The sequence below is a fragment of the Streptomyces sp. NPDC001493 genome (assembly GCF_053597235.1).
Genome location: NZ_JBSFHV010000012.1, coordinates 103,497 through 128,621 on the forward strand (window position 1 = coordinate 103,497; position 25,125 = coordinate 128,621).

Annotated in this window: 27 protein-coding genes, 1 tRNA gene and 1 riboswitch; of the genes, 17 read left to right on the forward strand and 11 right to left on the reverse strand. The window is 70.3% G+C overall.

All coding sequences use genetic code 11. The annotated features are described in order from the left end of the window. Positions 1–408 precede the first annotated feature (408 nt). Positions 409–2,757: an immune inhibitor A domain-containing protein gene (locus ACWCWD_RS18705; protein WP_450774015.1), complete on the forward strand. Its 2,349-nt coding sequence runs from the start codon at positions 409–411 to the stop codon at positions 2,755–2,757. A 123-nt stretch (positions 2,758–2,880) separates the two neighbouring features. Next, the gene (locus ACWCWD_RS18710; RefSeq protein ID WP_450773899.1) at positions 2,881–3,225 is read left to right on the forward strand and encodes a hypothetical protein; all 345 of its coding nucleotides are present in this window, start codon (positions 2,881–2,883) and stop codon (positions 3,223–3,225) included. 43 nt (positions 3,226–3,268) lie between these two features. Here ACWCWD_RS18710 and ACWCWD_RS18715 read toward each other — a convergent pair whose 3' ends face one another. Both ACWCWD_RS18715 and ACWCWD_RS18720 read right to left on the reverse strand, forming a co-directional pair. Then, positions 3,269–3,865, reverse strand: a complete 597-nt coding sequence (locus ACWCWD_RS18715) for an isochorismatase family protein (protein WP_450773900.1) — start codon at positions 3,863–3,865, stop codon at positions 3,269–3,271. A gap of 138 nt (positions 3,866–4,003) precedes the next feature. Next, a complete protein-coding gene (locus ACWCWD_RS18720; RefSeq protein ID WP_450773901.1) occupies positions 4,004–5,332 on the reverse strand; it encodes a nicotinate phosphoribosyltransferase in 1,329 nt (442 codons plus the stop codon). Positions 5,333–5,412: 80 nt separating this feature from the next. On the opposite strand from ACWCWD_RS18720, the gene clpS reads away from it, so the two are divergent. The 7 genes from clpS to ACWCWD_RS18755 all read left to right on the forward strand — a co-directional run bounded on the left by clpS (position 5,413) and on the right by ACWCWD_RS18755 (position 10,454). Next, positions 5,413–5,730: an ATP-dependent Clp protease adapter ClpS gene (clpS, locus tag ACWCWD_RS18725; RefSeq protein ID WP_450773902.1), complete on the forward strand. Its 318-nt coding sequence runs from the start codon at positions 5,413–5,415 to the stop codon at positions 5,728–5,730. 48 nt (positions 5,731–5,778) lie between these two features. Next, positions 5,779–6,363, forward strand: coding sequence for a DUF2017 domain-containing protein (locus ACWCWD_RS18730; protein WP_450773903.1), 585 nt, complete (start codon positions 5,779–5,781; stop codon positions 6,361–6,363). A 396-nt stretch (positions 6,364–6,759) separates the two neighbouring features. After that, positions 6,760–8,190: an amino acid permease gene (locus ACWCWD_RS18735; protein ID WP_450773904.1), complete on the forward strand. Its 1,431-nt coding sequence runs from the start codon at positions 6,760–6,762 to the stop codon at positions 8,188–8,190. Positions 8,191–8,389: 199 nt separating this feature from the next. Next, complete coding sequence (locus ACWCWD_RS18740) at positions 8,390–8,812, forward strand: Mov34/MPN/PAD-1 family protein (protein ID WP_450773905.1); 423 nt, start codon at positions 8,390–8,392, stop codon at positions 8,810–8,812. Positions 8,813–9,003: 191 nt separating this feature from the next. Beyond that, positions 9,004–9,132 (forward strand): putative leader peptide, encoded by a 129-nt coding sequence (locus tag ACWCWD_RS18745; RefSeq protein WP_450773906.1) that lies wholly within the window; start codon positions 9,004–9,006, stop codon positions 9,130–9,132. A 93-nt stretch (positions 9,133–9,225) separates the two neighbouring features. Continuing rightward, a complete protein-coding gene (locus ACWCWD_RS18750; RefSeq protein WP_450773907.1) occupies positions 9,226–9,504 on the forward strand; it encodes a MoaD/ThiS family protein in 279 nt (92 codons plus the stop codon). Further along, positions 9,504–10,454 (forward strand): PLP-dependent cysteine synthase family protein, encoded by a 951-nt coding sequence (locus ACWCWD_RS18755; RefSeq protein ID WP_450773908.1) that lies wholly within the window; start codon positions 9,504–9,506, stop codon positions 10,452–10,454. Before ACWCWD_RS18750 ends, ACWCWD_RS18755 begins: the two co-directional genes overlap by 1 nt. A gap of 210 nt (positions 10,455–10,664) precedes the next feature. Here the strand turns inward: ACWCWD_RS18755 and ACWCWD_RS18760 are convergent, their stop codons facing one another. After that, positions 10,665–11,186, reverse strand: a complete 522-nt coding sequence (locus ACWCWD_RS18760) for a type II toxin-antitoxin system PemK/MazF family toxin (RefSeq protein WP_450773909.1) — start codon at positions 11,184–11,186, stop codon at positions 10,665–10,667. Between the two features lie 237 nt (positions 11,187–11,423). On the opposite strand from ACWCWD_RS18760, the gene ACWCWD_RS18765 reads away from it, so the two are divergent. Continuing rightward, a complete protein-coding gene (locus tag ACWCWD_RS18765) occupies positions 11,424–12,176 on the forward strand; it encodes an MBL fold metallo-hydrolase (RefSeq protein WP_450773910.1) in 753 nt (250 codons plus the stop codon). Positions 12,177–12,215: 39 nt separating this feature from the next. Here ACWCWD_RS18765 and ACWCWD_RS18770 read toward each other — a convergent pair whose 3' ends face one another. Further along, on the reverse strand, positions 12,216–13,127 hold the full coding sequence (locus tag ACWCWD_RS18770) for a DUF7916 family protein (RefSeq protein WP_450773911.1): 912 nt from the start codon (positions 13,125–13,127) through the stop codon (positions 12,216–12,218). A gap of 131 nt (positions 13,128–13,258) precedes the next feature. Then, the gene (locus ACWCWD_RS18775) at positions 13,259–14,518 is read right to left on the reverse strand and encodes a PTS transporter subunit EIIC (protein ID WP_450773912.1); all 1,260 of its coding nucleotides are present in this window, start codon (positions 14,516–14,518) and stop codon (positions 13,259–13,261) included. A 215-nt stretch (positions 14,519–14,733) separates the two neighbouring features. On the opposite strand from ACWCWD_RS18775, the gene ACWCWD_RS18780 reads away from it, so the two are divergent. The 4 genes from ACWCWD_RS18780 (at position 14,734) to rdgB (ending at position 17,176) form a co-directional block, all read left to right on the forward strand. Next, on the forward strand, positions 14,734–14,967 hold the full coding sequence (locus ACWCWD_RS18780; protein ID WP_266704842.1) for a PTS glucose/sucrose transporter subunit IIB: 234 nt from the start codon (positions 14,734–14,736) through the stop codon (positions 14,965–14,967). A gap of 217 nt (positions 14,968–15,184) precedes the next feature. Beyond that, positions 15,185–15,931: a ribonuclease PH gene (gene rph / locus ACWCWD_RS18785; protein ID WP_327176008.1), complete on the forward strand. Its 747-nt coding sequence runs from the start codon at positions 15,185–15,187 to the stop codon at positions 15,929–15,931. Positions 15,932–16,117: 186 nt separating this feature from the next. Continuing rightward, the gene (locus ACWCWD_RS18790) at positions 16,118–16,510 is read left to right on the forward strand and encodes a hypothetical protein (protein ID WP_450773913.1); all 393 of its coding nucleotides are present in this window, start codon (positions 16,118–16,120) and stop codon (positions 16,508–16,510) included. 63 nt (positions 16,511–16,573) lie between these two features. Next, a complete protein-coding gene (rdgB, locus tag ACWCWD_RS18795; RefSeq protein ID WP_450773914.1) occupies positions 16,574–17,176 on the forward strand; it encodes an RdgB/HAM1 family non-canonical purine NTP pyrophosphatase in 603 nt (200 codons plus the stop codon). Between the two features lie 60 nt (positions 17,177–17,236). On the opposite strand, the gene ACWCWD_RS18800 is transcribed toward rdgB, so the two are convergent. The 5 genes from ACWCWD_RS18800 to bcp form a co-directional block, all read right to left on the reverse strand. Continuing rightward, positions 17,237–17,321 (reverse strand) — tRNA-Leu (locus ACWCWD_RS18800). Positions 17,322–17,414: 93 nt separating this feature from the next. Further along, on the reverse strand, positions 17,415–18,068 hold the full coding sequence (locus tag ACWCWD_RS18805) for an HNH endonuclease (RefSeq protein ID WP_450773915.1): 654 nt from the start codon (positions 18,066–18,068) through the stop codon (positions 17,415–17,417). Then, positions 18,065–18,745 carry an HNH endonuclease signature motif containing protein gene (locus tag ACWCWD_RS18810; protein ID WP_450773916.1) on the reverse strand — a complete coding sequence of 227 codons (681 nt, stop codon included), beginning with the start codon at positions 18,743–18,745 and terminating at the stop codon, positions 18,065–18,067. The genes ACWCWD_RS18805 and ACWCWD_RS18810 overlap by 4 nt, the downstream gene beginning before the upstream one ends. A 156-nt stretch (positions 18,746–18,901) precedes the next feature. After that, positions 18,902–20,398 (reverse strand): glycine betaine/L-proline transporter ProP, encoded by a 1,497-nt coding sequence (gene proP, locus ACWCWD_RS18815; RefSeq protein WP_450773917.1) that lies wholly within the window; start codon positions 20,396–20,398, stop codon positions 18,902–18,904. A 192-nt stretch (positions 20,399–20,590) separates the two neighbouring features. Continuing rightward, entirely contained in the window at positions 20,591–21,058 is a 468-nt protein-coding gene (gene bcp / locus ACWCWD_RS18820) for a thioredoxin-dependent thiol peroxidase (protein ID WP_450773918.1), read from the reverse strand. A 128-nt stretch (positions 21,059–21,186) separates the two neighbouring features. Here bcp and ACWCWD_RS18825 point away from each other — a divergent pair, with 128 nt between their 5' ends. From ACWCWD_RS18825 to ACWCWD_RS18835, 3 genes are all read left to right on the forward strand, one after another. Next, entirely contained in the window at positions 21,187–21,519 is a 333-nt protein-coding gene (locus ACWCWD_RS18825) for a DUF3618 domain-containing protein (protein ID WP_450773919.1), read from the forward strand. A 145-nt stretch (positions 21,520–21,664) separates the two neighbouring features. Further along, positions 21,665–22,006 carry a GroES family chaperonin gene (locus ACWCWD_RS18830; protein ID WP_266704824.1) on the forward strand — a complete coding sequence of 114 codons (342 nt, stop codon included), beginning with the start codon at positions 21,665–21,667 and terminating at the stop codon, positions 22,004–22,006. A 51-nt stretch (positions 22,007–22,057) separates the two neighbouring features. Beyond that, a riboswitch (guanidine-III (ykkC-III) riboswitch) is annotated at positions 22,058–22,124 on the forward strand. A 39-nt stretch (positions 22,125–22,163) separates the two neighbouring features. Further along, positions 22,164–22,484 carry a DMT family transporter gene (locus tag ACWCWD_RS18835; protein WP_328721466.1) on the forward strand — a complete coding sequence of 107 codons (321 nt, stop codon included), beginning with the start codon at positions 22,164–22,166 and terminating at the stop codon, positions 22,482–22,484. A gap of 69 nt (positions 22,485–22,553) precedes the next feature. Here the strand turns inward: ACWCWD_RS18835 and ACWCWD_RS18840 are convergent, their stop codons facing one another. Beyond that, positions 22,554–25,067, reverse strand: coding sequence for a transglycosylase domain-containing protein (locus tag ACWCWD_RS18840; RefSeq protein ID WP_450773920.1), 2,514 nt, complete (start codon positions 25,065–25,067; stop codon positions 22,554–22,556). Positions 25,068–25,125: the final 58 nt, after the last annotated feature.

A 25,125-nucleotide genomic window follows, 5' to 3' on the forward strand; every position in this document is an offset into this window, starting at 1 on the left:
CCGTCCTGGGGGGCGTCGGATGAGGGGCCCGCCCACACGGCGGGACGGCCCCGAGGGCCTGGACGGTGGATGCCCGTGAGGGAGGCGGATAAGCCTTGCCTCACCCCAACGCCGGTGCACGGGGGGGCGCATTGGCTCACGACATGCGCCGATGCGGCTCCAGGGCGCGCCGGTTGGCCGAGCTGTGATTGTCCGAATACCGGAAGGCGGCTCCTGCATAGTGCACTTGGCCGGTACAAGTCAAGATCTGTCTTTTCTCCAGCAACTCCGATCGAATGTCGTCACTTGTGACGCGTCCACGTGTACGCGGCCCCCAGTCACCCCCTGGCCGCGTACGCGAACGCCCGGGGAGGACATCAGGTGACCAGTAAGAGAAGCGGCCTCCGCGCTGCCGCAGTCGTCGTGGCCATGGCCGCGAGCGCGGCCACCGCGTCGACGTTCTTCGTCGCGCAGGCAGTGCAGTCGGCACCGACGGGCGCGCCCGTCGTGAAGAGCCACGACCCGGCTCCCGAGAAGGCCGAAGAGCACAACCTCGAAGGCCCGTTCAGCGAGAAGCAGAACAGCGAACGCCAGGCTGCGCTGGAACAGGTCATCTCGGGCGACAAGAAGGTGACCGACCGCGGCGGCTCCAAGGTCGTCAAGCTCGACGACAAGAAGTACGTCGAGCTCGGCCGCGAGAAGACCGACAAGATCTTCACCATCCTGGTCGAGTTCGGTGACCAGGTGGACAACTCGACCCTGTTCGACCCGGACGGCTCCGGCCCCGAGGCGCCGGTCGTCAAGTACGGCGGCACGCCCGGTCCGGCGCACAACCAGATCGCCCAGCCCGACCCGAAGAAGGACAACAGCACCGCCTGGCAGGCCGATTACAACCAGGCGCACTTCCAGGAGCTGTACTTCGGCACCAGCGCGACCTCCAACTCGCTGACCAAGTACTACGAGAAGACCTCCTCCGGCCGCTACTCGGTCAACGGCGAGGTCTCCGACTGGGTCAAGATCCCTTACAACGAGGCCCGTTACGGCTCCAACTACTGCGGCGCCAGCAGCTGCGCCAGCGTGTGGGACGCCGTCCGCGACGGTGTCAACGCGTGGGCCGCCGACCAGAAGGCCAAGGGCTCCACCACGGAGCAGATCAAGGCCGACCTGGCCCAGTACGACCAGTGGGACCGCTACGACTACGACGCCGACGGCAACTTCAACGAGCCCGACGGCTACATCGACCACTTCCAGATGGTCCACGCCGGCGAGGACGAGTCGGCCGGCGGCGGTGTCCAGGGCGAGAACGCCATCTGGGCGCACCGCTGGTACGCGTACGGCACCAACGCCGGGGCGACCGGCCCCGCCGGCAACAAGGCGGGTGGCGCGCAGATCGGCGACACCGGCATCTGGGTCGGCGACTACACCGTCCAGCCCGAGAACGGCGGACTGGGCGTCTTCGCCCACGAGTACGCCCACGACCTCGGCCTGCCGGACCTCTACGACACCTCCGGCGGCGGCGAGAACTCGGTCGGCTTCTGGTCCCTGATGTCGGCGGGCTCCTGGCTCGGCCGCGGCCAGGGCGAGATCGGCGACACCCCCGGCGACATGACCGCCTGGGACAAGCTGCAACTCGGCTGGCTGGACTACGACACGGCGAAGGCCGCCACCAAGTCCACGCACAAGCTGGGCGTTTCGGAGTACAACACGGCCAACAAGCAGGCGCTGGTCGTCAACCTGCCCGACAAGGAGGTCACGACCTCCGTCGTCACGCCCGCCCAGGGCGCCAAGCAGTGGTGGAGCGGCAGCGGCGACAACCTGTCGAACACGCTGACCCGTTCGGTCGACCTGACCGGCAAGACGTCCGCCTCGCTCGACCTCTCGGGCTGGTACGACATCGAGGCCGAGTACGACTACCTCTACACCGAGGTGTCCACCGACGGCGGCGCCAACTGGACCGCGATCGACGGCACGGCCGACGGCAAGGAGCTGCCGCGCGACGCCAGCGACAAGCCGGCCCTGACCGACGCGTCCGGCGTGTACAAGAAGCTCTCGTACCCGCTCGACGCCTACGCGGGCCAGAAGATCGACCTCCGCTTCCGCTACGCCTCGGACGGCGGGGTGGCCGGCAAGGGCTTCACCGCCGACGCCCTCACCATCAGTGCCGACGGTGCCGTGATCTTCTCGGACGACGCCGAGGGCGACGACAACGGCTGGACGTCGAAGGGCTTCTCGCGGATCGGCGCGTCGTTCACCAACGACTACCCGCAGTACTACATCGCCGAGAACCGGCAGTACACCTCGTACGACGAGACCCTCAAGGTCGGCCCGTACAACTTCGGCTTCACCACCACCCGCCCGGACTGGGTCGAGCACTACTCGTACCAGAACGGCCTGATGGTCTGGCTGTGGGACACCTCGCAGGCGGACAACAACACCTCCGCCCACCCGGGCCAGGGCCTGATCCTGCCGGTCGACTCGCACGCCAAGCCGCTCAAGTGGACCGACGGAACGATCCTGCGCAACAAGATCCAGCCGTTCGACGCCCCGTTCAGCTGGTACCCGAACCAGGGCTTCACGCTCCACAACGCGGACGTGGCGCTGAAGATCAAGCCGTCCCTCGGCGTCCCGCTCTTCGACGACCACAAGGGCACCTACTGGTACGCGGAGAACCCGACCGGAAGCGTCAAGGTTTCTGACACCAACACGCGCCTCACCATCGTCGACGAGCCGCTCAACGGCTCGACGATCACCGTGAAGGTCGGACCCTCGACCAAGTAATTCGCATCACCGCAGGTCAGAGCATGATCGGCCGTCGCCCTCTAGCGGGCGGCGGCCGATCGTGTTTAGGTGCCTCTTATCCCGATCCTTATTGACACAACGTCTCACGGGGGAGCGCGAACCATGGCAGGCGGAGGATTCAGCAGATTGCCGGACGGCTCGGTGGTGGTGGCACTCACCCTGGCCCGTCCGCCCCACGGGCCCCGTCCCGGCGCCCCCGTCCGCGTGCTCGTCCACGCGGCGAACCGGGCCCGCGCCCTCACCCGGCTGCGCAACCTCGGGCTGCGCGCCGTCTACCTCCGGGGCAACAGCCAGCCGCCCACCCCGGACGAGATCACGGCCGTGCTGCACCACCCGGACGGCCTGCTCTGGCGGGACGCCCCACAGGCCGCCCAGGAGCTCTGGCACCCCATACGGGCCCTGATGGGCCCGGCCGGACACCCGGGCCCGGCCAGACCCGCCGCGTAGGCCGTGTCCTGGTGCCCCGGCGACGCCCACGCGATCCGGCGCCTCACTCGGGCCGGGCCACCACCGGTTCGCCCGACAGCGCCACACCCGCCGCGCGGAGCTCCTCCAGGGCCCGCACGGTGGTGGCCGCCGCGACACCCGCCGTCAGGTCGAGCAGCACCTGGGTGGCGAAGCCCTCGCGCGCGGCGTCCAGCGCGGTCGCCCGCACGCAGTGGTCGGTGGCGATGCCCACCACGTCCACCTCGGTGACCTGGTGGTCGCGGAGCCACTGCGCCAGCCCCACCGCGTTCTCGTCGAGCCCCTCGAAACCGCTGTACGCCGCCGCGTACGCCCCCTTGTCGAACACCGCCTCGATCGCCCCGGAGGCCACTGCGGGCGCGAAGTTCGGGTGGAACCCCACACCCTCCGTACCGGCCACGCAGTGCACCGGCCACGAGTGCTCGAAGTCGGGCGTGGCCGAGAAGTGGTCACCCGGGTCGACGTGGTGGTCGCGGGTGGCCACCACATGGCGGTAGCCGGCCTGGGCCTCCCCGATCAGATCGGTGATCGCGGCGGCCACGTCGGCGCCGCCGGCGACGGCGAGGCTGCCGCCCTCACAGAAATCGTTCTGAACGTCCACGACGATCAACGCGCGGTTCATGGCGGGTGTCCTTCGGTGGGGGAACGGATGGCGGCGGGGGGTGGGTACCGGCGGGTACCGAGCCTAAGTCCGCCGGCGCGGACGCGGGAGGCGTACGTACCCTCCGGTACGGACCAATCGCCGGCCGGGCCCCGGGGCTCAGACGTACTCGGTCGGCAGCACCGGCTCGCCCCGCGACAGCTGCAGCGCCGACATCGGGAGCGCCGCGCGCGCCGCGATGTGCCGCTCCCGGGCCGCCTCCAGCGACTCCCGGGCCACCACCTCGCCGCCCCGCACCAGCTCCACCAGCAGCTCCTGGCCGGCCAGCTCCGCCGGTACGGGACCGGTGCCGACCACCTCGGCCTCGGCGACACCCTGCGCGTCGAGGCGGCGGGCCGCCCACTTGCGCCCGCCCATCGACGACTTGGCGCCCAGCGACTTCTTCGCCACCGGCGTCAGCGGAGCGGCCGGATCGGCGGACGCGGCACGCGCCACCAGCTTGTAGACCATCGAACAGGTCGGACTGCCGCTGCCGGTGACCAGCTGCGTCCCCACCCCGTACGCGTCCACCGGAGCGGCGGCCAGCGAGGCGATGGCGTACTCGTCCAGGTCCGAGGTGACCACGATCTTCGTCTCCGTCGCGCCCAGCTCGTCCAGCTGCTGCCGCACCCGGTGCGCGACCAGCAGCAGATCCCCGGAGTCGATCCGCACCGCGCCCAGCTCGGGTCCGGCGACCTCCACGGCCGTCCGGACCGCCTCGGCCACGTCGAAGGTGTCCACCAGCAGCGTGGTGCCCCGGCCCAGCGACTCCACCTGCGCCCGGAACGCGTCCCGCTCGGTGTCGTGCAGCAGGGTGAAGGCGTGCGCGCTGGTGCCCACGGTCGGGATGCCGTAGCGGAAGCCCGCCGCCAGGTCGGAGGTGGTGTGGAAGCCGCCCACGTACGCGGCACGGGCCGAGGCGACCGCCGCCAGCTCGTGCGTGCGGCGCGCCCCCATCTCGATCAGGCCCCGGCCGCCGGCGGCGGCCGACATCCGGGACGCGGCGGCGGCGATGGCCGAGTCGTGGTTGAGGATCGACAGCACCACCGTCTCCAGCAGTACGCACTCGGCGAACGAGCCCTCCACCCGGAGCACCGGCGAGCCGGGGAAGTAGACCTCGCCCTCCGGGTAGCCCCAGATGTCACCGCTGAAGCGGAAGCCCGCCAGCCATTCGAGGGTCGGCTCGTCCACGATCTTCTGCTGGCGCAGGAACGCGATCATCTCGTCGTCGAAGTGGAAGTTCTCCACGGCGTCCAGCACCCGTCCGGTCCCCGCCAGGACGCCGTACCGCCGCCCCTCGGGCAGCCGTCGGGTGAACGCCTCGAAGACGGAGCGCCGGTCGGCCGTGCCCGCCTTGAGGGCCGCCTGCACCATCGTGAGTTCGTACTGGTCGGTGAAGAGTGCGGTCGACGGCACTCCGACCCGTCGCCCCAGGTCCGCTGAGTTCATGACCGGGATGCTACTCCACATTTCGTCAGAGTGACGAGATGTGGGGTCCGTTTGTGCGCGGTGCCCCGTCGAGTGGCAGCATGGGAGGGGTGAGCGTCGCTTCCCCCGTAGAGATCGAACGTCCCGAGTCGGCCGAGGAGACCTTCGCCGTCCCCGAGCCCGACGTCCCCTGGGTGACGCTGGTGCACAACGACCCCGTCAACCTCATGAGCTACGTGACGTACGTCTTCCAGGCGTACTTCGGCTACTCCAAGGACAAGGCCCACAAACTCATGCTCGACGTGCACGAGAAGGGCCGCGCCGTGGTCTCCAGCGGAAGCCGCGAGGAGATGGAGCGCGACGTCCAGGCCATGCACGGCTACGGGCTCTGGGCCACACTCACCCAGGACCGCAACTGACTCCGTACGCCGCCCGCCCCACGCCCCCGCCCCAGTAACGGAGAACCCATGGCCGGCCACTTCGAGGCCACCCCCGACGGCGGCGCCGCCGTCGCGCTCGACGAGGTGGAGATCTCCATCCTGCGTTCCCTCGCCGTCCAGCTGCTCGAACTCGTCGGCCCCGGGGACCAGGCCGCCGAGGGCTCGGACCCGCTCGCCGCCCTCTTCGCCGAAGGCCCCAGCGAACCGCCCGCCGACCCCGCCCTCGCCCGCCTCTTCCCGGACGCGTACGGCAACGACGACAAGGAACTGCGCGAAGCCTCCTCCGAGTTCCGCCGCTTCACCGAGATCGACCTGCGCGCCCGTAAGCGCGAGGACGCCCTCGCCGTCGTACGCTCCCTCGACTCCGTCACCGCCGACGAGGACGGCAGCGGCGAACTCCGCCTCACCGCCGACGAGTCCCGCCAGTGGCTCGGCGCCCTCAACGACCTGCGCCTCACCATCGGCACCCGGCTGGAGGTCAGCGACGACGACCAGGGCCAGGAGGGCTCCCTCTACCGGCTCCCCGACAGCGACCCGCGCAAGCCGATGGTGCTCGCCTACCTCTGGCTCGGCGCCCTCCAGGAAACGCTGGTCGAAACCCTGCTGCCCTGACCGCGCACCGCGCGGCCGGCGGCTCACGGACGCGGCCGGTGGCCCGGGCAACGCGGCCGGCGGTTCGGAGAACGCGGCCGGCGGTTCGGAGAACGCGGCCGGCGGCTCAGAGAACGCTCAAATCCGGGTAACGATCCCGTCACCCGAACGGCCGCTTTTGCAGTGGCCCAAAACCCTTGTCCGCTTTTTCCTGTGGTCTGCGCCACAGAATGTCCGAGGGTGCCCCGAGATGGCCGTGATAGATCTTCACGACCCACCGGGGGCGCCATCCCTGTTCCCGGGGGCGCTGTCCGCCGGCCGACCGCCGGCGGCACTCCATTTCGATTCCGGGGGGAAACAGGACACGGTCCACGGCCCCACGGGGCCGCGGACCGTCGTGGAGAAAGGCGCAGCACCATGACATCCGCAGAGGTCGACAGCGGGCAGCCGGACCGGGAAGCGGCCGACGCCCACGGAAACGGTGAGGGGTACCAGCGCGGCCTGGGCGCCCGCCAGATCCAGATGATCGCGATCGGCGGAGCCATCGGCACCGGGCTCTTCCTCGGCGCGGGCAAGGCCATCGCCAAGGCCGGGCCCAGCCTGATCCTCGCCTACGCCGTCGCGGGCCTGGTCATCTTCTTCATCATGCGCGCACTCGGCGAACTCCTCATGTACCGGCCGGTGTCGGGATCCTTCTCGGAGTACGCGCGCGAATTCGTCGGCCCCTTCGCCGGATTCGTCACCGGCTGGACGTACTGGCTCTTCTGGGTCGTCACCGGAATCACCGAAGTCACCGCGGGTGCCCAGTACATGACCTACTGGTTCGACATTCCCCAGTGGATCTCCGCCCTGTTCTTCACTCTCGTCCTGTACGGGGTCAACCTCATCTCCGTAAAGGTGTTCGGCGAGCTCGAATTCTGGTTCTCGATGGTCAAGGTGACCGCCATCCTCGGCATGATCCTCATCTGTGCCGGAATTCTCACCCTCGGTTTCTCCGACGCCGGGGACACCGCCTCCGTCACCCATCTCTGGTCCGACGGCGGGTTCTTCCCGCACGGCATCGGCGGCACGCTGATGACCCTGCAGATCGTCATGTTCGCCTTCCTCGCCGTCGAGTTGGTCGGCGTCACCGCGGGCGAGTCCAAGGACCCGAAGACCGTGCTGCCCAAGGCGATCAACACCGTGCCCTGGCGCATCGCCGTCTTCTACGTCGGCGCTCTGATCATGATCCTGTCGGTGGTGCCGTGGGCCGAATTCCAGCCCGGCGTCTCCCCGTTCGTCGCCGCCTTCCAGAAGATGGGCCTCGGCGTCGGCGCCGGGATCGTCAACTTCGTCGTCCTCACCGCCGCCCTCTCGTCCTGCAACTCCGGGATGTACTCCACCGGGCGCATGCTCCGCGACCTCGCCCTCAACGGCCAGGGCCCGCGCACCTTCACCCGGCTCACCCGCAGCGGCACCCCGCTCGTCGGCACCACCTTCTCCGCCGCCCTCATGCTGGTCGGCGTCTGGATCAACTACCAATGGCCCGGGCAGGCGTTCACCTACGTCGTCTCCTTCGCCACCATCTCCGGCATGTGGGCCTGGATCATGATCCTCGTCTGCCAGCTCCGCTACCGCGCCCGCGCGGACCGGGGCGAACTCCCGCACTCCGCGTTCCGGGCCCCCGGCTCCCCGTACACCAGCGGCTTCGCCCTCGCCTTCATCGTCGTCGTCGTCGTGATGATGGCCGTCGACAAGGACACCCGGATCTCGCTCTACTGCGCCCCGTTCTGGGCGCTCCTGCTCGGCGTCTCGTACCTGGCACTCAGGTCGCGCGACCCGCAGAACGCGGCGTTCGCGAAACGCTGACCTCAGCCGACCGGGCGCACCCGCCTCCGCCGCACGGGCCCAACACCCCACCGCGCGCGGTGCGTACCGCGTCCGTCGCACCCAGGACCATCTCTCCCACGAGCCGCCCGGCCGCCCCAACGGCCCCGGCGGCCGCCCGGCCGGGTCCCGGCCCACCGCACCTCGGTGGGCCGGGACCCGCCTGCTTATCCTGGGCGCCATGCTGACCCTCACCCAGGCCCTGTACGACAGAATCGTCGCGCACGCCCGCGCCGACCACCCCGACGAGGCGTGCGGCGTGGTCGCGGGACCGGCCGGAACGGGCCGCGCCGAGCGCTTCATCCCGATGCTCAACGCCGCCCGCTCGCCCACGTTCTACGAGTTCGACTCGGGCGACCTCCTCAAGCTCTACCGCGAGATGGACGACCGCGACGAGGAGCCGGTCGTCGTCTACCACTCGCACACCGCGACCGAGGCCTACCCCTCGCGCACCGACGTGACGTACGCCAACGAGCCGGAAGCCCACTACGTCCTCGTCTCCACCGCCGACACCGACGAGGCGGGCCCGTTCCAGTTCCGCTCGTACCGCATCGTGGACGGTGTGATCACGGAGGAAGGCGTGGAGATCGTCGCGGCGTACTGAGCAGGCGCACCGGAGCCGCACACGTCAAGCGGCACACCGAAATCCACGGGCGGCGGGGTCCCACCGGACCCCGCCGCCCCGTGCGTCCGACGAGGGCCCCACGGAGCCCGAAGTCCGCATACTGAACGGTCTTGTTCCGCCATGTGAGATCACACTCGGGTTTCCCGAACGGGAATCGATACGATGACCGCATGGTTTCCCATGACGTGAGCGAAATGACGCCGGGCGCACTGCTCGTCGTGCGGCTGCACGTCGACCTGTGCAGGCTTTCCAGTGCGATCTGTCCCGGTCGCAGCCTGCCCACCGGGCCCACGGCCTGAGTCACGGCCCGAGCGCCCCACCCCACGTCCCACCACCCGCGCGGGTGCTGAAACGCGCGCCACGCCACCCCGCTTCCGACAGGAGCCCACGCCATGGCCATCGAGGTCCGCATCCCGACCATCCTTCGCACCTACACCGACGGCGCCAAGGCGGTCGAAGGAAGTGGCGAGACCCTCGCCGACCTCTTCAACGACCTGGAGACCCGGCACAACGGCATCCGTGAGCGCATCGTCGACGGCGAGCAGCTCCGCCGGTTCGTGAACGTCTACCTCAACGACGAGGACGTCCGCTTCCTCGACGGCATCGCGACCAAGCTCAGCGACGGCGACAACGTCACCATCCTCCCGGCCGTCGCCGGCGGCATGCGCTGATGCGGTACGACTCCCCGCTGGCGGCCGTGGGCAACACCCCCCTCGTCCGCCTGCCGAGGCTCTCGCCCTCCGACGACGTCCGGATCTGGGCCAAGCTGGAGGACCGCAACCCCACCGGCTCGATCAAGGACCGCCCCGCGCTCCACATGGTCGAGCAGGCGGAGAAGGACGGGCGCCTCAAGCCCGGTTGCACCATCCTGGAGCCGACCAGCGGCAACACCGGCATCTCGCTCGCCATGGCGGCCAAGCTCAAGGGCTACCGCATCGTCTGCGTCATGCCGGAGAACACCTCCCAGGAGCGGCGCGACCTGCTCGCCATGTGGGGCGCCGAGATCGTCTCCTCACCGGCGGCCGGCGGCTCCAACACGGCCGTCCGGGTCGCCAAGGAACTCTCCGCCGAACACCCCGACTGGGTGATGCTCTACCAGTACGGCAACCCCGACAACGCGGGCGCCCACTACGCCACCACCGGACCCGAGATCCTCGCCGACCTCCCGTCCGTCACCCACTTCGTCGCGGGCCTCGGCACCACCGGCACCCTCATGGGCGTCGGCCGGTACCTCCGGGAGCAGAAGCCCGACGTCACGATCGTCGCCGCCGAACCCCGCTACGACGACATCGTCTACGGGCTCCGCAACCTCGACGAGGGCTTCGTGCCCGAGCTGTACGACGCCTCGGTGCTGACCACCCGCTTCTCGGTCGGCTCCGCCGACGCCGTCACCCGCACCCGCGAACTCCTCCAGCAGGAAGGCATCTTCGCCGGTGTCTCCACCGGCGCCGCCCTCCACGCGGCCATCGGCGTCGGCCAGAAGGCCGTCAAGGCGGGGGAGAGCGCGGACATCGTCTTCGTCGTCGCGGACGGCGGCTGGAAGTACCTCTCGACCGGCGTCTACACGGCCCCCACCACGGAAGCCGCCATCGAGACCCTGCACGGCCAGCTCTGGGCCTGACCGCCCCGGCCCGACCGCCCGGAAAGCCGGCGCCCACACCCCGGGCGCCGGCTTTCCGCGTTCCGGCCGCGGACACGCCGGGCCGTACGAGGGCCACCGCCTGCCCCAGCCTCGCGCACAGTCCGGACGCGCCGGGATCGTACGAAGGCCACCGCCCACCCCAGCCCCGCGCACAGTCCGGACGCGCCGGGACCGTACGGGGGCCACCGCCTACCCCAGCCCCCGAACCCGCCCCCACACCTCCGCGTCCACCCGGCCCACCCGCCGCCGGAAGCCGTCCACCGCGACCTCCCGCAACTCGTCCGTCTCCAGGAAACTCCGCCGCCCGCGCGCGTCCCCCACCGCGCCGTCCGGCAGCGCGATCACCCCCGGCCGCTCCTCGTGGTGCTTGCTGGTGATCTTCGCGACGACCGCCCGGCCACCCCGCACCGACAGCACCAGGCACGGCCGGTCCTTCGACCCCGGCCCGTCCTCGTACGGCACCTCGGCCCACCAGATCTCACCCGGCTGAGGGACCGCGCCCGCCCCGTGCCCCGCCCCGCGTCCCCGCCCAGGCTCCGACGGACGGCCCGGCGGCCTGGTGAGGCCACCCGGACGGGCACCCGTACGGCGCCCCGCACCCCGTTCGCCACCCCGACGCCGCGCACCGCTCCGGCCCCGGCCGTCCACCACCGACGCCACCAGCGCCAGCACCACCAGGACGGCCAGAATCACCCACCAGTACGTTTCCATCCCCCGACCGTACCGGCGCCCGCCCCGCCACCGCGGTGCACCGGAACCACCCCCGTACGAACGGGCGCACGCCCGAAGCCCCCCGGCTTCCATCGAACCGGTGACAGCGCAGGTGAGTTCCCCCACAACGGCAGGCCGCGGAGGAGCGACCAGGAGATTCGCGCCTTACGCTCGACGGACCCGCACCCCCCGAACCCACCCGCCGCACCGTGGCCACGTCCCGGAGGTCCACGCTCCATGAAGCTCACCGTCGTCGGCTGCTCCGGCTCCTTCCCCTCCGCGGGATCGGCCTGCTCGAGCTACCTCGTAGAGGCCGACGGCTTCCGGCTGCTCCTCGACATGGGCAATGGCGCCCTCGGCGAGCTGCAGCGCCACGTCGGCCTCTACGACCTCGACGCCGTCTTCCTCAGCCACCTGCACGCCGACCACTGCATCGACATGTGCGCGTACTTCGTGGTGCGCTACTACCCGAACAACGGCACCCGCCCCGCCCCCCTGCCCGTCTACGGCCCCGAGGGCACCGAGCGCCGGCTGACCACCGCCCACGCCGACACCCCGTCCGAGCGCGCCATGGGCGAAGTCTTCGACTTCCGCACCCTCAAGCCCGGCTGGTTCGAGATCGGCCCCTTCACCGTCCGCACGGAGAAGCTCTGCCACCCCGTCGACACCTTCGGCATCCGGATCGAGCACGGCGGCCGCGCCCTCACCTACTCCGGCGACACGGGAGCCTGCGAGGCCCTCGACGAACTCGCCGAGGACGCCGACCTCTTCCTCTGTGAAGCATCGTTCATCCACGGCAAGGAGGACATCCCGGACCTCCACCTCAACGGGCGCGAGGCCGGGGAGTGCGCCGCCCGCGCCCGCGCCGGACGGCTGGTGCTCACCCACATCCCGCCGTGGACCGACGCCGAACGCAACATCGAGGACGCACGCGAGGTCTACGCCGGACCCGTCGAGCTCGCCGTACCGGGCGCCGTCTACGAGATCTGAGCACGCCGCCCGGACGCCCGACCCGGACGTCCGCCCCGCTCACCCCCTGCGACGGCCCCGGCCGCTCAGGGCCATCCGGTTCCAGGTGTGCCGGCGCCCGCGGACCGCCACGGAGTACGCGTACAGCAGCTCCGGATCGCCCATCCCCGGCAGGAACGCGTCCCCGATGTGATGGGCGTCGATCCCGATCTCCTTGGCGTTCAGGGCCAGCTGGGGCACCACGTCCGTGTGCGCGCCCTCCTGGCTCGTCCCGATCGCCCCCATCACCACCGCCCCCGCGTCCTGCACCGCCGCCACCGCCTCGGCCGCCAGCTCCCTCGTCACCCCCGGCATCGTCCCCGGCAGCGGCAGCACCACCCCGTCCGCCCCCGCCTCCACCAGAGCCGTCAGCCGCGCGGCCGTCAGCCGCTCCGGATGGCCCGCGTGGTGCATCTTGCCGCTCCAGAGCGCCACCTCGTCACCGAGCCCCTTCCGCAGCTCCTCGGTGACCCGCGCCAGCCCCTCGTACGAACCACCCGTCCCCGGATTCGCCGTCAGGCAGAGCATCGCCGCCCCCATCCCGACCAGCCGCTTCGCGAACTCCGGCTTCGCACGCCGGATCTCCGGTACGTCCCCCGGCTCCAGATTGATCCCGACCGGCCGCCCGATGTACGCCGCCAGCTCCGCGATCGAGGTGAACGCACCGAGCGCCGGCAGCACCAGCCGCTCCCCGTCCCACGCGCGTTCGATCAGGTTCAGCACCACGATGTCCGCACCGAAGGCCGCCATCAACTCGGCGTTGTGCACCCCGTTGTCGCCGGGATGGGCGGAGAGCACCGCCCGGTCCGCGAACACCTCCGCCACCATCGTCCGCCCCTCGGCGGCGGCCACCGAAGCGGTCAGCCTCCGCCCCCGCAGGGCGGCGAGCTGCTCACGGTCGAGATCGAGGATGCGGGGCGTCGGAGAAGTCATGGGAGGAGCCTAAGCCGCAGCGGGGCAAATGGGGCGAAATGCCCACGCGGGTATGTGAAGTGGGGCGCGGGCACGGGCGAGGACCCCCGGACCGCGTACGGCGGTCCGGGGGTCCTCGGGTGCGGGCGGCGCTACTTCGTCATGTCCCGCTCGATCTCCTTCTCCACCTCCTCGGGCTCCCGCCCGGGTGTCTGGATGTTGAACTTGGTGATCGCGAACCGGAAGATCACGTAGTAGATCACCGCGAAACAGAGCCCGATCGGGATGAGCAGCCAGGGTTTTGTATCCAGATGCCAGTTGACGACCAGGTCGATCAGACCGGCCGAGAAACTGAAGCCCGCATGGACCCCGAGCGCCCAGGTGACGCCCATCGACACACCCGTCAGGATCGCGTGCACGCCGTACAGAAGCGGCGCGACGAACATGAACGAGAACTCCAGCGGCTCCGTCACACCCGTCACGAACGAGGTCAGGGCCACCGACAGCATCAGTCCCGACACCTCCTTGCGGCGCTCCGGCCGCGCGGTGTGCGCGATGGCCAGCGCCGCCGCCGGCAGACCGAACATCATGATCGGGAAGAAGCCCGAGGTGAACTGCCCCGCCGACGGGTCCTCCGCGAAGAACCGCGAGATGTCGCCCTGCACCGTCTTGCCGTCGGCACCCGTGAACTCGCCCGCCTGGAACCAGAAGAAGGTGTTCAGGAACTGGTGCATGCCGATCGGGATCAACAGGCGGTTGGCGAAACCGAAGATGGCCGCACCCCACGCACCGAGGTCGATCAGCTGCTTGGCGAACCAGGTCAGCGCGTCACCCACCGGCTGCCACAGCAGACCGAAGACCACACCGAGGATCACGCAGAGGAACGCCATCAGGATCGGCACCAGCCGGCGCCCGTTGAAGAACCCGAGCCAGTCCACCAGCTTCGTACGGTGGAACCGCTGCCAGACCACCGCGGTCAGCAGGCCGATGATGATGCCGCCGAGCACGCCCGGATTCTGCGGGACCCCGTCCGGCACCGTGTCGGTCACCGAATCGTCCACCGGGAAGGCCGACAGCACACCCCGGTAGACCAGGAAGCCGGCCACCGCCGCCAGCGCGGTCGAACCGTCCGCCTTCTTCGCGAAACCGATCGCCACACCGATGCAGAACAGCAGCGGCAGGCCCACCGTGCCGTCCAGGATCGCCGAACCGCCGTTGAGCAGGACCTTGGAGGTCTTGTCCCAGAACCGGCCGTTCAGATACGAGTCGAACAGGTTGCCGAGGCTGACCAGCAGACCCGCCGCGGGAAGCACGGCCACCGGGAGCTGAAGACTCCGGCCGATCTTCTGCAGACCCGAAACCGGGCCGTTCCACCACTTTGGCTGCGGACCCGCAGCCGCGGTCGTACTCATCGGCATCCTCCCGGAACACGGTCACGTTCGGCGGTCGTCGCAGCCGGCTCGGGCCAGGTGCGCGGACGGTACGGAGCCCGTCCCGAGGGCGGAGCACCGGTGAGCGTCATCCTTGGCGATGGTCCGACCGAGCGCCCGCGAAGTTGGGCCAACCGTGCGTTAGCGTGACAAAACGGACCCACGGTGGGTCCGCACGCTGCGACAGGGAGAAGGACATGGCCAGCAAGGCTGAGAAGATCGTCGCCGGGCTCGGCGGTATCGAGAACATCGACGAGGTCGAAGGCTGCATCACCCGCCTCCGCACCGAAGTCCACGACCCCAGCAAGGTCGACGAAGCCGCCCTCAAGGCCGCCGGAGCCCACGGCGTCGTCAAGATGGGCACCGCGATCCAGGTCGTCATCGGCACCGACGCCGACCCCATCGCGGCCGACATCGAAGACATGATGTGACGGCGTGACCGGCTGACAGCAGCCCCCTGTCACCCCCTGCCGGGTGCCGGCCCGACCGGTCCGCACCCGGCACCCGCCCCGGACACCACCCCCGCGCGCCACCCGCCCCGGCCCGCACCGCACACCTCCGTACGCCACGCCACGCCGCGACGACACCCGAACGGCGCCCCACCGCACCCGAACGGACCCGCCCCCGCCAACGGATAAAGTCGACGCCATGTCTCGCATCGACGGCCGCACCCCCGACCAGCTCCGCCCCGTCACCATCGAACGGGGATGGAGCAAGCACGCCGAAGGCTCCGTACTCGTCTCCTTCGGCGACACCAAAGTCCTCTGCACCGCCTCCGTCACCGAAGGCGTACCGCGCTGGCGCAAGGGCAGTGGCGAAGGCTGGGTCACCGCCGAGTACTCCATGCTCCCCCGCGCCACCAACACCCGCGGCGACCGCGAATCCGTCCGCGGCAAGATCGGCGGACGCACCCACGAGATCAGCCGGCTGATCGGCCGCTCCCTGCGCGCCGTCATCGACTACAAGGCCCTCGGCGAGAACACCATCGTCCTCGACTGCGACGTCCTCCAGGCCGACGGAGGCACCCGCACCGCCGCCATCACCGGCGCCTATGTCGCCCTCGCCGACGCCATCACCTGGGCCCAGGGCAAGAAGATCGTCAAGGCCGGCCGCAAGCCCCTCACCGGCACGGTCTCCGCCATCAGCGTCGGCATCGTCGACGGCACCCCTCTCCTCGACCTCCGCTACGAGGAGGACGTCCGCGCCGAGACCGACATGAACGTCGTCTGCACCGGCGACGGCCGCTTCGTCGAGGTCCAGGGCACCGCCGAGGCCGAGCCCTTCGACCGCAAGGAACTCAACGCCCTCCTCGACCTCGCCACCGCCGGCTGCGCCGACCTCGCCGCCTTCCAGAACGAGGCACTCGCCCGCACCCTCGGCACCCCGGGCGCGTAACACCCACCCTTCCCCGGGTAAAGAAGCAACCAAGAACGCACCGCACAGCGTCGTCACAGACACGGGCGCACGGGTCGAACCGTGCGCCCGTCCATGTGACGACCGTTCCATGCGACGACCGTTCCATGTGACGACCCGTCCATGTGACGACCGTTCCATGTGACGACCCCGGGGAGGGACCGCACCATGGCTCTGCGCCGCCACCACCACCGCACCGCACTCGCCGTCACCGCCGCAGCACTGACCCTGACCGCGGCAGCCGGATGCGGCGCCGTCGACAAGGCCCTCGACTGCGTCCGTACCGCCGACGCCATCGCCACCAGCGTCAACAACCTCCAGCAGGCCGTCTCCAACGCCTCGGGCGACGTGACCCAGGCCTCCGAGTCGCTCGACCGGATCGACCAGGAACTCGGCAACCTCAAGGACACCACCGACAACGCCGACCTCGGCAAGGCCGTCGACGACCTCCGGGCCGGAGTCGACGAGGTCCGCACCTCCATCGAAGCGGGCGACACCACCCCCGACATCGGCCCGGTCACCGACGCCGCCGGCGAGATCGGCAAGGTCTGCTCACCCTGAAGCGGATGGGGCGGGGCGAGGGCCGGGAACTCCTCCGCGACGGCGAGGAGTGACAATCGATCCATGACCCGCCTGATCCTCGCCACCCGCAACGCCGGGAAAATCACCGAACTCCACGCGATCCTCGCCGACGCCGGCCTCAGCCACGAACTCGTCGGCGCGGACGCGTACCCCGAGATCCCGGACGTCAAGGAAACCGGCGTCACCTTCGCCGAGAACGCCCTCCTGAAGGCCCACGCCCTGGCCAAGGCCACCGGCCACCCGGCCATCGCCGACGACTCCGGCCTCTGCGTCGACGTCCTCGGCGGCGCCCCCGGCATCTTCTCCGCCCGCTGGGCCGGCCGGCACGGCGACGACCAGGCCAACCTCGACCTGCTCCTCGCCCAGCTCGGCGACATCGACACCCCGCACCGCGCCGCCCACTTCGCCTGCGCCGCCGCCCTCGCCCTCCCCGACGGTACGGAGCGCGTCGTCGAAGGCCGCATGCCCGGCATCCTCCGGTTCGCCCCGGCCGGTGCGCACGGCTTCGGCTACGACCCGATCCTCCAGCCCGAGGGCGAGACGCGTACCTGCGCCGAGCTCACCCCGGCGGAGAAGAACGCCATCAGCCACCGCGGCAAGGCGTTCCGCGCGCTGGCGCCGGTGGTGCGGGAGCTGGTGGGCTGAGAGACGCGGGCAGCAGAAACGGCCTGCGCGTCGATTCCTCGAAGCGCAGGCCGTCCAGGGTGCGGCGGAAGGGATTCGAACCCTCAAGCCGTTTCACGGGCCACAGATCCTAAGTCTGCTGTGTCGCCAGTTGCACCACCGCCGCAGGCTGCCCGTCATCGTACGGGCGGAGAGCGAGACCTAGTTTACTGGGCACTGACGGAGACTGGTTCCTGCCCGGGCAGGAACCAGGATTCGATCACGTGGCAGCCGAACGGGTACCTCCCCGACACCATGTGCTGGTGACCGCATGGCAGTTGGGACAGAGAATCCGCAGGTTCTCGCGGCGGTCGTCGCATGGGTCGCCGTTGATGTGATCGATCTCCAGCGTCATCGGCTTCCCGCACCAAACGGCTTCCGTGCCGCATCCGGCGCATTCATGTGGCGTTCCCAGATCGAGCAGAGCCTGGCGCAGCCGGGCCGCACGGCTTCGCGGGCCGGTGTGGCGCACGAGGATGTCCTCGGGGCGCCTTCTCGGCACGTATGACGGCCTGGAACGCTGATGGGCCTGTCCCAGGAAGTGCGACGTGTCGATGCCCTGCTCGGACACCCACGCACGGAGCTGCGCGCGTTGGGTGCCGGTGTCCGGCCGCCCGAGGCGGCGCAGCGTCTCGGCGATGCTGACGGACCGCACGACCGCCTCGACGACCCGGTCGGGGCTCGGGCGCCGATGCCTGCCCGTGGGCTGGAAATGCGAGACGTCGATGCCGAAATGGGCGAACCGCTTCATCAGGTAGCGGCCGAGCCGTTCGTACGGGGGCGTGCCGAGGTGGGCGATGACTTCGTCGATGGTGTGGCACGTGGCGGCCGCGTCGGCGAGGGCCGCCCGGTCGTACCTCCGGGGCGTGCTCACCGTGCCGCCGTCGACGTGCGGGCCGAACTGCTTCGGACGGCTCGGGAACGCTTGCTGCTCCGGCCCCGGTACGAATCAGTGGTCGAGTGGCAGTTGGGGCAGAGCATGCGGAGGTTCTCCGCCCGGTTGTTCCGCCAGTTGCCGTCGATGTGGTCGACCTCCAGCGGCAGTGGACGCCCCTGCCAGGTCCCGGCGACACCGCACCCGGTACAACGTTCCTCGATGCCGAGGAGCACCAGGGCTCGTTTCAGCCGGCCGCTCTGCTCGCGGCGTGCCGTGGCGGGGGCCTGTTCGACGAGCAGCTCCTCCGGAGTGCGATGCCGACGGCCCTTCGAAGAGCGCGGTGCCGCGAAATGAGAGGTGTCGATCCCCAGGGACCTGACTCGGCGGCTGATGTGGGAGTGGTTTCCACCCACCGCGTCCAGTCCCAGAAGACGCAGGACGCCCACCATGGTCGTCGAAGCGGCGACCGCCGGTTCGAGTACCTCCTTGGTCCACCGTGCCCCCTCCCGCTCGAAGTGCGATGTCGGGATGCCCATCTTTCTCATGCGCTCAAGGAGGTAGGACCGGGAGCCGCTCGAAGGCTCCAGTCCCAGCCTGGTCATGGCCTCGGACATCGTCCGTGACGATGCGGCTGCCTCCGACAGGACCTGGTGGGTGTACGGGCTGACCGGCATCTCTCTTCTTCCCCCGTCCGGCCGCGCGTTCGCGGCCTCGTACGGAGCAACGAACCGGTAATCGGACAGTCACGTCCGTCATGCGATGAGATGTGGAAGGGCCCGTACCGCTTCGACCGGCCGAAGCGATGCGGGCCCTTCCGTGCGGGAGCTGTCTCAGAACTTCGGGTCCGGCGACTGCGCGTGGACGAGCTCCGCCGCTTCCTCCGGGGTCTCCACCGAGGGCGGGGAGCCGTCGAGGGGCTTGTTGGCCGTCTCCTTCATGCAGGCCACGGAGACGACGCCGACCAGGGCGGCGGCCATCGCGTAGTACGCGGGCATCAGGTTCGTACCGCTCCAGCTGATCAGCGCGGTGATGACGAGGGGGGTCGTGCCACCGAAGATCGACGCGGAGAGGTTGTAGCCGACCGAGAGGGAGCCGTACCGGACGTTCGTCGGGAAGAGGGCCGGGAGGGCGGCGGACATGGTGCCGAGCATGCAGAGCAGCGAGAGGCCCAGCATCAGCATGCCGATGGTGATGGCCGGGATGCTGCCCTGCCGGATCAGCAGGAACGACGGCAGCGAGAGCACCAGGAAGCCGAGCATGCCCGCCATCAGCAGCGGCTTGCGGCCGAAGCGGTCGGAGAGCTTGCCGACCTGGCTGATGAGCAGCATGAGGACGACCATCACCACGAGCAGGATCAGCAGCCCGTGGGTCTCGCTGTAGCCGAGCTCGTCGGAGAGGTAGGTCGGCATGTACGAGAGGAGCATGTAGTCGGCGATGTTGTACGCGCCGACCAGGCAGATGCAGAGGACGAGCGTCGGCCAGTAGTCGCGGAAGATCTTGGCGAGGTCGCCCTTGGCGGTGGTCTCCACGCCGTCGGCGGCCTCGGAGGCGTGGGCGGTGCCGCCCTCCAGCTTCTGGAAGGCGGGGGTCTCGTCGAGGCGGAGCCGGAGGTACAGGCCGACGAGGCCGAGGGGGCCCGCGACGAGGAAGGGGATGCGCCAGCCCCAGCTCTCCATCTGGCCGGTGTCGAGGAGGGCGTAGAGCGCGGTGACCAGGCCGGCGGCGCCGACGTATCCGGCGAGGGTGCCGAACTCCAGGAAGCTGCCGAAGAAGCCGCGGCGCTTGTCGGGGGCGTACTCGGCGATGAAGGTGGAGGCGCCGCCGTACTCACCGCCGGTGGAGAAGCCCTGGAGCATGCGGAAGAAGATCAGCAGGGCGGGTGCCCAGATGCCGATCGTTCCGTGCGAGGGGATGAGGCCGATGGCGAAGGTGCCGATCGCCATCATGATCATCGTGAGGGCGAGGATCTTCTTGCGGCCGATCCTGTCGCCCATCGGGCCGAAGACCATGCCTCCGAGGGGCCGGACGAGGAAGGCCACGGCGAAGGTCGCGAAGGAGGAGAGTAGCTGGGTCGTGTCGTTCCCGGACGGGAAGAAGACGTGGCCCAGGGTGACGGCGAGGTAGGAGTAGATGCCGAAGTCGAACCACTCCATGGCGTTGCCGAGGGAGGCCGCCTTCACCGCGCGCTTGACGGCCTGGTCGTCGGTGACCGTGATGTCGGTGCGGCGGAGTCTGGGGTTCTGGCGTTTCCGGACGGCCCGGAAGAGCGTGGGGTGGCGCCTGACCGCGTCGGGGTCGGCCGCCTGGTGGGGTTCGGTGGCCGCCATGGCCGGGTCCTTTCCTCGGAGGGTGTTCCAAGGAGGGCTTCTTTGCGGTCATGGCGGTCGCAAACCGATTCAGGGGGTTTTTGCGAGGTCCCTCACAGCATCACGACAGGTTCCTGCCGGATCGCGACAGGTTCCTGCCGGTTTCTGCGTCTCGGGTGACGGCTTCCGACGGGCTTGCCCGAGGGGGAGGGGTTAGATCTTGAGGTCCTTGATGATCTTCGCGACGTGGCCGGTGGCCCGGACGTTGTAGAACGCGTGCTCGATGAGGCCCTGCTCGTCGACGACGAAGGTGGACCGGATGGTGCCCGTCACCGTTTTGCCGTAGTTCTGCTTCTCGCCGTACGCGCCGTAGGCCGCGAGGACCTCTTTGGACGGGTCGGCGACCAGGGTGACCTTGAGGTTCTCCTGGTCGCGGAACTTCGCGAGCAGCTCCGGCTTGTCGGGGGAGACGCCGATGACGTCGTATCCGGCGCCGGTCAGCAGGTCGAGGTTGTCGGTGAAGTCGCAGGCCTGCTTGGTGCAACCGGGGGTAAGGGCCTTGGGGTAGAAGTAGACGATCACCTTGCGGCCCTTGTGGTCCGCGAGCGACACGTCCTTGCCGTCGGCGTCCGGAAGGGTGAAGGCGGGGGCGGTGTCGCCGGGCTGGAGGCGCTCGCTCATGGTTCTCCTCGGGTGGCGCGTGGGGTGTACGCGACCGAGCGTAATAGGGGTGCCGCCGGGTGTGCGGGCGGTCGAGCTGACAGACTGTCGATGAAGGTTTACCGGACGACCACCACGGAGGCGGCGCAGTGTCGGATACGAGGACCCCTGCGCAGATCGAGGCGGACATCATCAGCAGGCGTGAGCAGCTGGCTGTGGTCCTCGACGAGATCGGGGTGCGGGTGCACCCGAAGACGATCATCGGTGACGCGAAGGCCATGGTCGCCGAGAAGGTGGACCGTACGGCGGGCCGCGCGTACGTCGCGGTGAATCGTTCGGTCTCGGACGTGAAGGCGCGGTTCGTGGCGGAGGACGGTTCGCCGCGGCTGGAGCGGGTGGTGCCGGTGGCGCTGCTCGCGGTCGGTGTGGTGGGTCTGCTGGTCGTGTCGGCGCGGCGGCCGAAGGGCCGTCGGCGCCGGTAGGTCGTGTCCGGGCGTGGCCGGTCCGGTGGATCCGGCCGCTCGGCCGTCGCCCCGCGGTGCGGGGAGGATACGCGTCGTGGCGCGGATGCGGGTGGACGTACCCCTACGGCGTACGGGCGGTGGTCCGGCGGGTAGGTTGCGGGGCGTGAGCGACAACACCCAGGACGACAAGCTGCCCATCCGCATGCTGCACGACCGTGTGCTGGTCCGGTCCGACTCGCCGGAGGGCGAGCGCCGGTCCGGCGGCGGCATTCTCATTCCCGCGACGGCCGCCGTGGGCCGCCGCCTGGCCTGGGCCAGGGTGGTGGCCGTGGGCCAGAACGTGCGGTCGGTGGAGCCCGGGGACCGGGTGCTGTACGACCCCGAGGACCGCGCCGAGGTCGAGGTGCGGAGCGTGGCGTACGTACTGATGCGGGAGCGGGATCTGCACGCGGTGGCGGCGGACCGCTTCGAGGGGTCGGTCGATTCGACGGGGCTGTATCTGTAGCCGCCTTTTCGTCCCTGTGGGGCCCGGTGACCGCGGTCACCGGGCCCCACCGCGTTTGTTGCTACGGTGGACGGACCCGACGAGACGCGCCGTACCGGGCAGGAAAAGACGACGCGGTCCGTGTTGTTCCGTGCGTTCGTCGTCGGAGGTGGCCGTCGTGGCCTGGGTTCTTTTGATCGTCGCCGGTCTGCTCGAAGTGGGCTGGTCGATCGGTATGAAGTACGCGGAGGGGTTCACCCGGCTGTGGCCGAGCGTGTTCACCGTCCTCGGGATCGTGGCCAGCATGCTGCTGCTGGCGCAGGCGGCGAAGTCGCTGCCGATCGGTACGGCGTACGGCGTGTGGGTGGGGATCGGGGCCGCTGGTGCGGCGGTGCTCGGGATGGTGGTGCTGCACGAGCCGGTGACCGCCGCGCGGATCTTCTTCGTCTGTCTGCTGCTGGTGTCCGTGGTGGGGCTGAAGGCGACTTCGGGGCACTGAGCGCCCGGGACCGGCGAACCCCTCGGCGCCGAGGGGTTCGCCGGTCCCACCGCCGGGCGTTCGCGGGTCTCAGCGCCAGGGGTACGGGAGGGCCGGCCCCCGGTCCGGGCCCCGGGCACCCCCGGCCGGGCTTCCGCCCGCGCTGCCGTCCCCGGTGGGGCCGCCGCCGTCGCCGGTCTCCCCGGTGGTGCCGCCGGTCTCCCCGCCGCCGTTCGTACCGCCCTCGCTGATGCCGCCGTTGCCGGTTCCGCCGTTCGCGGTGCTCCCGCCGGTGCCGTTCGTGCTGCCGCCGTCGGCGGTGCCGCCTCCGGTGGGGCCGCCGCCGGTGGTGCCGCCCGCGCCGGTGGCGGTCGGGCCGGGGGTGGCCGGGGTGGTGCCGGCGGGGGTGGTGGGGGTGTCGCTGCTCGGGATGTCCGACGGGGAGTCCGGGTCGGTGGGCGGCGAATCCTCCTCGGAGGGGTCGGGTTCGTCGCTGCCCTCCGCCAGGTCCAGGTCGAAGTCCCGCACCTCGGAGCCTTCGAGGGCGGCCGCGGTGTAGTCGGCCCAGGTCTCGGCCGGGGCGCCGCCGCCGTTGACGCGGGACTGGCCGAGGGCTCCGTACAGGGACTCCTGCGTTCCGGTGTCCGGGTCCTGGCCCATGACGGCGACGACCGTCGCGAGGTCGGGGGTGTAGCCGGCGAACCAGGCGGCCTTGTCCTCCTCGGCGGTGCCGGTCTTCCCGGCGGCGGGGCGGCCCGCGCCCCGCGCGGCCGTACCGGTGCCGCCTTCGACGACGCTCCGCAGGATCGCGGTGGTGGTGTCGGCGGCCTGCCTGCTGACGGCCTGCCGGGTGGTGCGGTCGGGCAGCGAGATGCTCCGGCCGTCCTTGGTGACCTTCTCCACCAGGGTGTAGGTGCCGTGCCGCCCGTGGTTGGCGAGGGTCGCGTACGCCTCGGTCATGTCGAGCACGCTCGCGGTGGCCGGGCCGAGCGCGATGGACGGGGAGGCGGTCAGGTCGGGGGTGTCCTCGGGGACGCCGAGGTCGATCGCGGTCTCCTTGACCTTCTCCGGGCCGACGTCCTCCGCCATCTGCGCGTACACCGCGTTGACGGACTTGTCGGTGGCCTCGCGGACGGTGATGGAGCCGTAGCTGACGTCGTCCTCGTTGGCGGGGGCGTACCCGGTGTCGCCCCGGCGCCCTTGGACGGGGCGCTCGTTGGTGCCGTCGTAGCGGGTGTTCGGGGTGATGCGGCGGCCGTCCTGGGTGGTCGCGTCGGTGGCGACGGCGGCGGTGAAGACGAACGGCTTGAAGGTGGAGCCGACCTGGTAGTCGCGGCGGGTCGCGTTGTTGACGTACTGCCGGGTGTAGTCGATCCCGCCGTACAGGGCGAGGACCTCGCCGGTGGCGGGGTCGATGGAGGCGCCGCCGACGCGGACGTTGCGGTCGGCCGCGCGGCTGTCGTCGGTCCGGGAGGTCACGTTCTCCTCGACGGCGTCCACGAAGGCGTCCTGCTTCTCCTTCTCCAGGGTGGTGGTGATCCGGTAGCCGCCGGTGGCGAGGGTCTCCTCGTCGACGATTCCGTGGCCGGTCAGGTAGTCCTTGACGGCGTTGACGAGGTAACCGCGCTGTCCGGAGAGGCCGGTGGAGGTCTTCGCCCCGTCCGGCGGCGGGAAGGTGAGCGCCGCGCGTGCGGAGGCGCCGAGCCACTCCTCCTTGACCATGCCGTCGAGCACGTAGTTCCAGCGGGCGAGGACGGCCGGCTTGTTCTCCGGGTGGGCGACGACGTCGTACGCGCTGGGGGCGTTGAGGAGCGAGGCGAGGTACGCGCCCTCGGCGACGCCGACGTCGGTGACGTCCTTGCCGTAGTACGCCTGGGCCGCGGCCTGGATGCCGTAGGCGTTGCGGCCGAAGTAGCTGGTGTTGAGGTACCCCTCGAAGATCTGGTCCTTGGTCTGTTCGCGGTCCAGCTTGATCGCGATGAAGAACTCCTTGGCCTTGCGGACGACCGTCTGCTCCTGGCCCAGGTAGTAGTTCTTGACGTACTGCTGGGTGATGGTCGAACCGCCCTGCGTGCCCTTGCCGGTGAGGGTGTTCCAGGCGGCGCGGACCATGGCGCCGATGTCGACGGCGCGCTCGGAGTAGAAGTTGCGGTCCTCGGCGGCGAGCACCGCGTGCTGGACGTCCCGGGGGACCTGGGCGAGCTGGACGTTCTCCCGGTTGACGTCGCCGTCGCGGGCGATGACCGCCCCGTCGCGGTAGAGGTAGACGTTGCTCTGGGCGGTGGCGCTGGAGTTCGCGGCGGGGATGTCGACGAGCTGGTACCCGGCGATGAATCCGCCGACGAGCAGGACGGCGACGAGCAGGACGGCCCCGAGCCCCATCCGCCAGGTCGGGACGAGGCGGCGCCAGCCCTTCCGCTTGGGGCGTTTCGCGCGCTTCTTCGCGGCCTTGCCGTCCGGTGTTCCGTGTGGCGTTGCGTCCCCGTGCGGCGTTCCGTGCGGCGCTCCGTGCGGGTGTTCCTCCCCGGCGGGCGCGGCGCCTTCGTCTCCGGAAGGTTCCCCCGAGGGGTCCCGGGGGGCCCAGCGCTCTGGCTCGTCGCTCATGTCGGTGAAGACTCCTCGGCCGCGGACAGTTCTCCCATACTGCCCCTTTCGCGTCGAT

Coding starts and splice junctions, on each gene's coding strand:
- ACWCWD_RS18705 (WP_450774015.1), top strand. CDS start 409: ATGGCCGCGAGCGCGGCCACCGCGTCGACGTTCTTCGTCGCGCAGGCA.
- ACWCWD_RS18710 (WP_450773899.1), top strand. CDS start 2,881: ATGGCAGGCGGAGGATTCAGCAGATTGCCGGACGGCTCGGTGGTGGTG.
- ACWCWD_RS18715 (WP_450773900.1), bottom strand. CDS start 3,865: ATGAACCGCGCGTTGATCGTCGTGGACGTTCAGAACGATTTCTGTGAG.
- ACWCWD_RS18720 (WP_450773901.1), bottom strand. CDS start 5,332: ATGAACTCAGCGGACCTGGGGCGACGGGTCGGAGTGCCGTCGACCGCA.
- clpS (WP_450773902.1), top strand. CDS start 5,413: ATGGGAGGGGTGAGCGTCGCTTCCCCCGTAGAGATCGAACGTCCCGAG.
- ACWCWD_RS18730 (WP_450773903.1), top strand. CDS start 5,779: ATGGCCGGCCACTTCGAGGCCACCCCCGACGGCGGCGCCGCCGTCGCG.
- ACWCWD_RS18735 (WP_450773904.1), top strand. CDS start 6,760: ATGACATCCGCAGAGGTCGACAGCGGGCAGCCGGACCGGGAAGCGGCC.
- ACWCWD_RS18740 (WP_450773905.1), top strand. CDS start 8,390: ATGCTGACCCTCACCCAGGCCCTGTACGACAGAATCGTCGCGCACGCC.
- ACWCWD_RS18745 (WP_450773906.1), top strand. CDS start 9,004: ATGGTTTCCCATGACGTGAGCGAAATGACGCCGGGCGCACTGCTCGTC.
- ACWCWD_RS18750 (WP_450773907.1), top strand. CDS start 9,226: ATGGCCATCGAGGTCCGCATCCCGACCATCCTTCGCACCTACACCGAC.
- ACWCWD_RS18755 (WP_450773908.1), top strand. CDS start 9,504: ATGCGGTACGACTCCCCGCTGGCGGCCGTGGGCAACACCCCCCTCGTC.
- ACWCWD_RS18760 (WP_450773909.1), bottom strand. CDS start 11,186: ATGGAAACGTACTGGTGGGTGATTCTGGCCGTCCTGGTGGTGCTGGCG.
- ACWCWD_RS18765 (WP_450773910.1), top strand. CDS start 11,424: ATGAAGCTCACCGTCGTCGGCTGCTCCGGCTCCTTCCCCTCCGCGGGA.
- ACWCWD_RS18770 (WP_450773911.1), bottom strand. CDS start 13,127: ATGACTTCTCCGACGCCCCGCATCCTCGATCTCGACCGTGAGCAGCTC.
- ACWCWD_RS18775 (WP_450773912.1), bottom strand. CDS start 14,518: ATGAGTACGACCGCGGCTGCGGGTCCGCAGCCAAAGTGGTGGAACGGC.
- ACWCWD_RS18780 (WP_266704842.1), top strand. CDS start 14,734: ATGGCCAGCAAGGCTGAGAAGATCGTCGCCGGGCTCGGCGGTATCGAG.
- rph (WP_327176008.1), top strand. CDS start 15,185: ATGTCTCGCATCGACGGCCGCACCCCCGACCAGCTCCGCCCCGTCACC.
- ACWCWD_RS18790 (WP_450773913.1), top strand. CDS start 16,118: ATGGCTCTGCGCCGCCACCACCACCGCACCGCACTCGCCGTCACCGCC.
- rdgB (WP_450773914.1), top strand. CDS start 16,574: ATGACCCGCCTGATCCTCGCCACCCGCAACGCCGGGAAAATCACCGAA.
- ACWCWD_RS18810 (WP_450773916.1), bottom strand. CDS start 18,745: ATGCCGGTCAGCCCGTACACCCACCAGGTCCTGTCGGAGGCAGCCGCA.
- proP (WP_450773917.1), bottom strand. CDS start 20,398: ATGGCGGCCACCGAACCCCACCAGGCGGCCGACCCCGACGCGGTCAGG.
- bcp (WP_450773918.1), bottom strand. CDS start 21,058: ATGAGCGAGCGCCTCCAGCCCGGCGACACCGCCCCCGCCTTCACCCTT.
- ACWCWD_RS18840 (WP_450773920.1), bottom strand. CDS start 25,067: ATGAGCGACGAGCCAGAGCGCTGGGCCCCCCGGGACCCCTCGGGGGAA.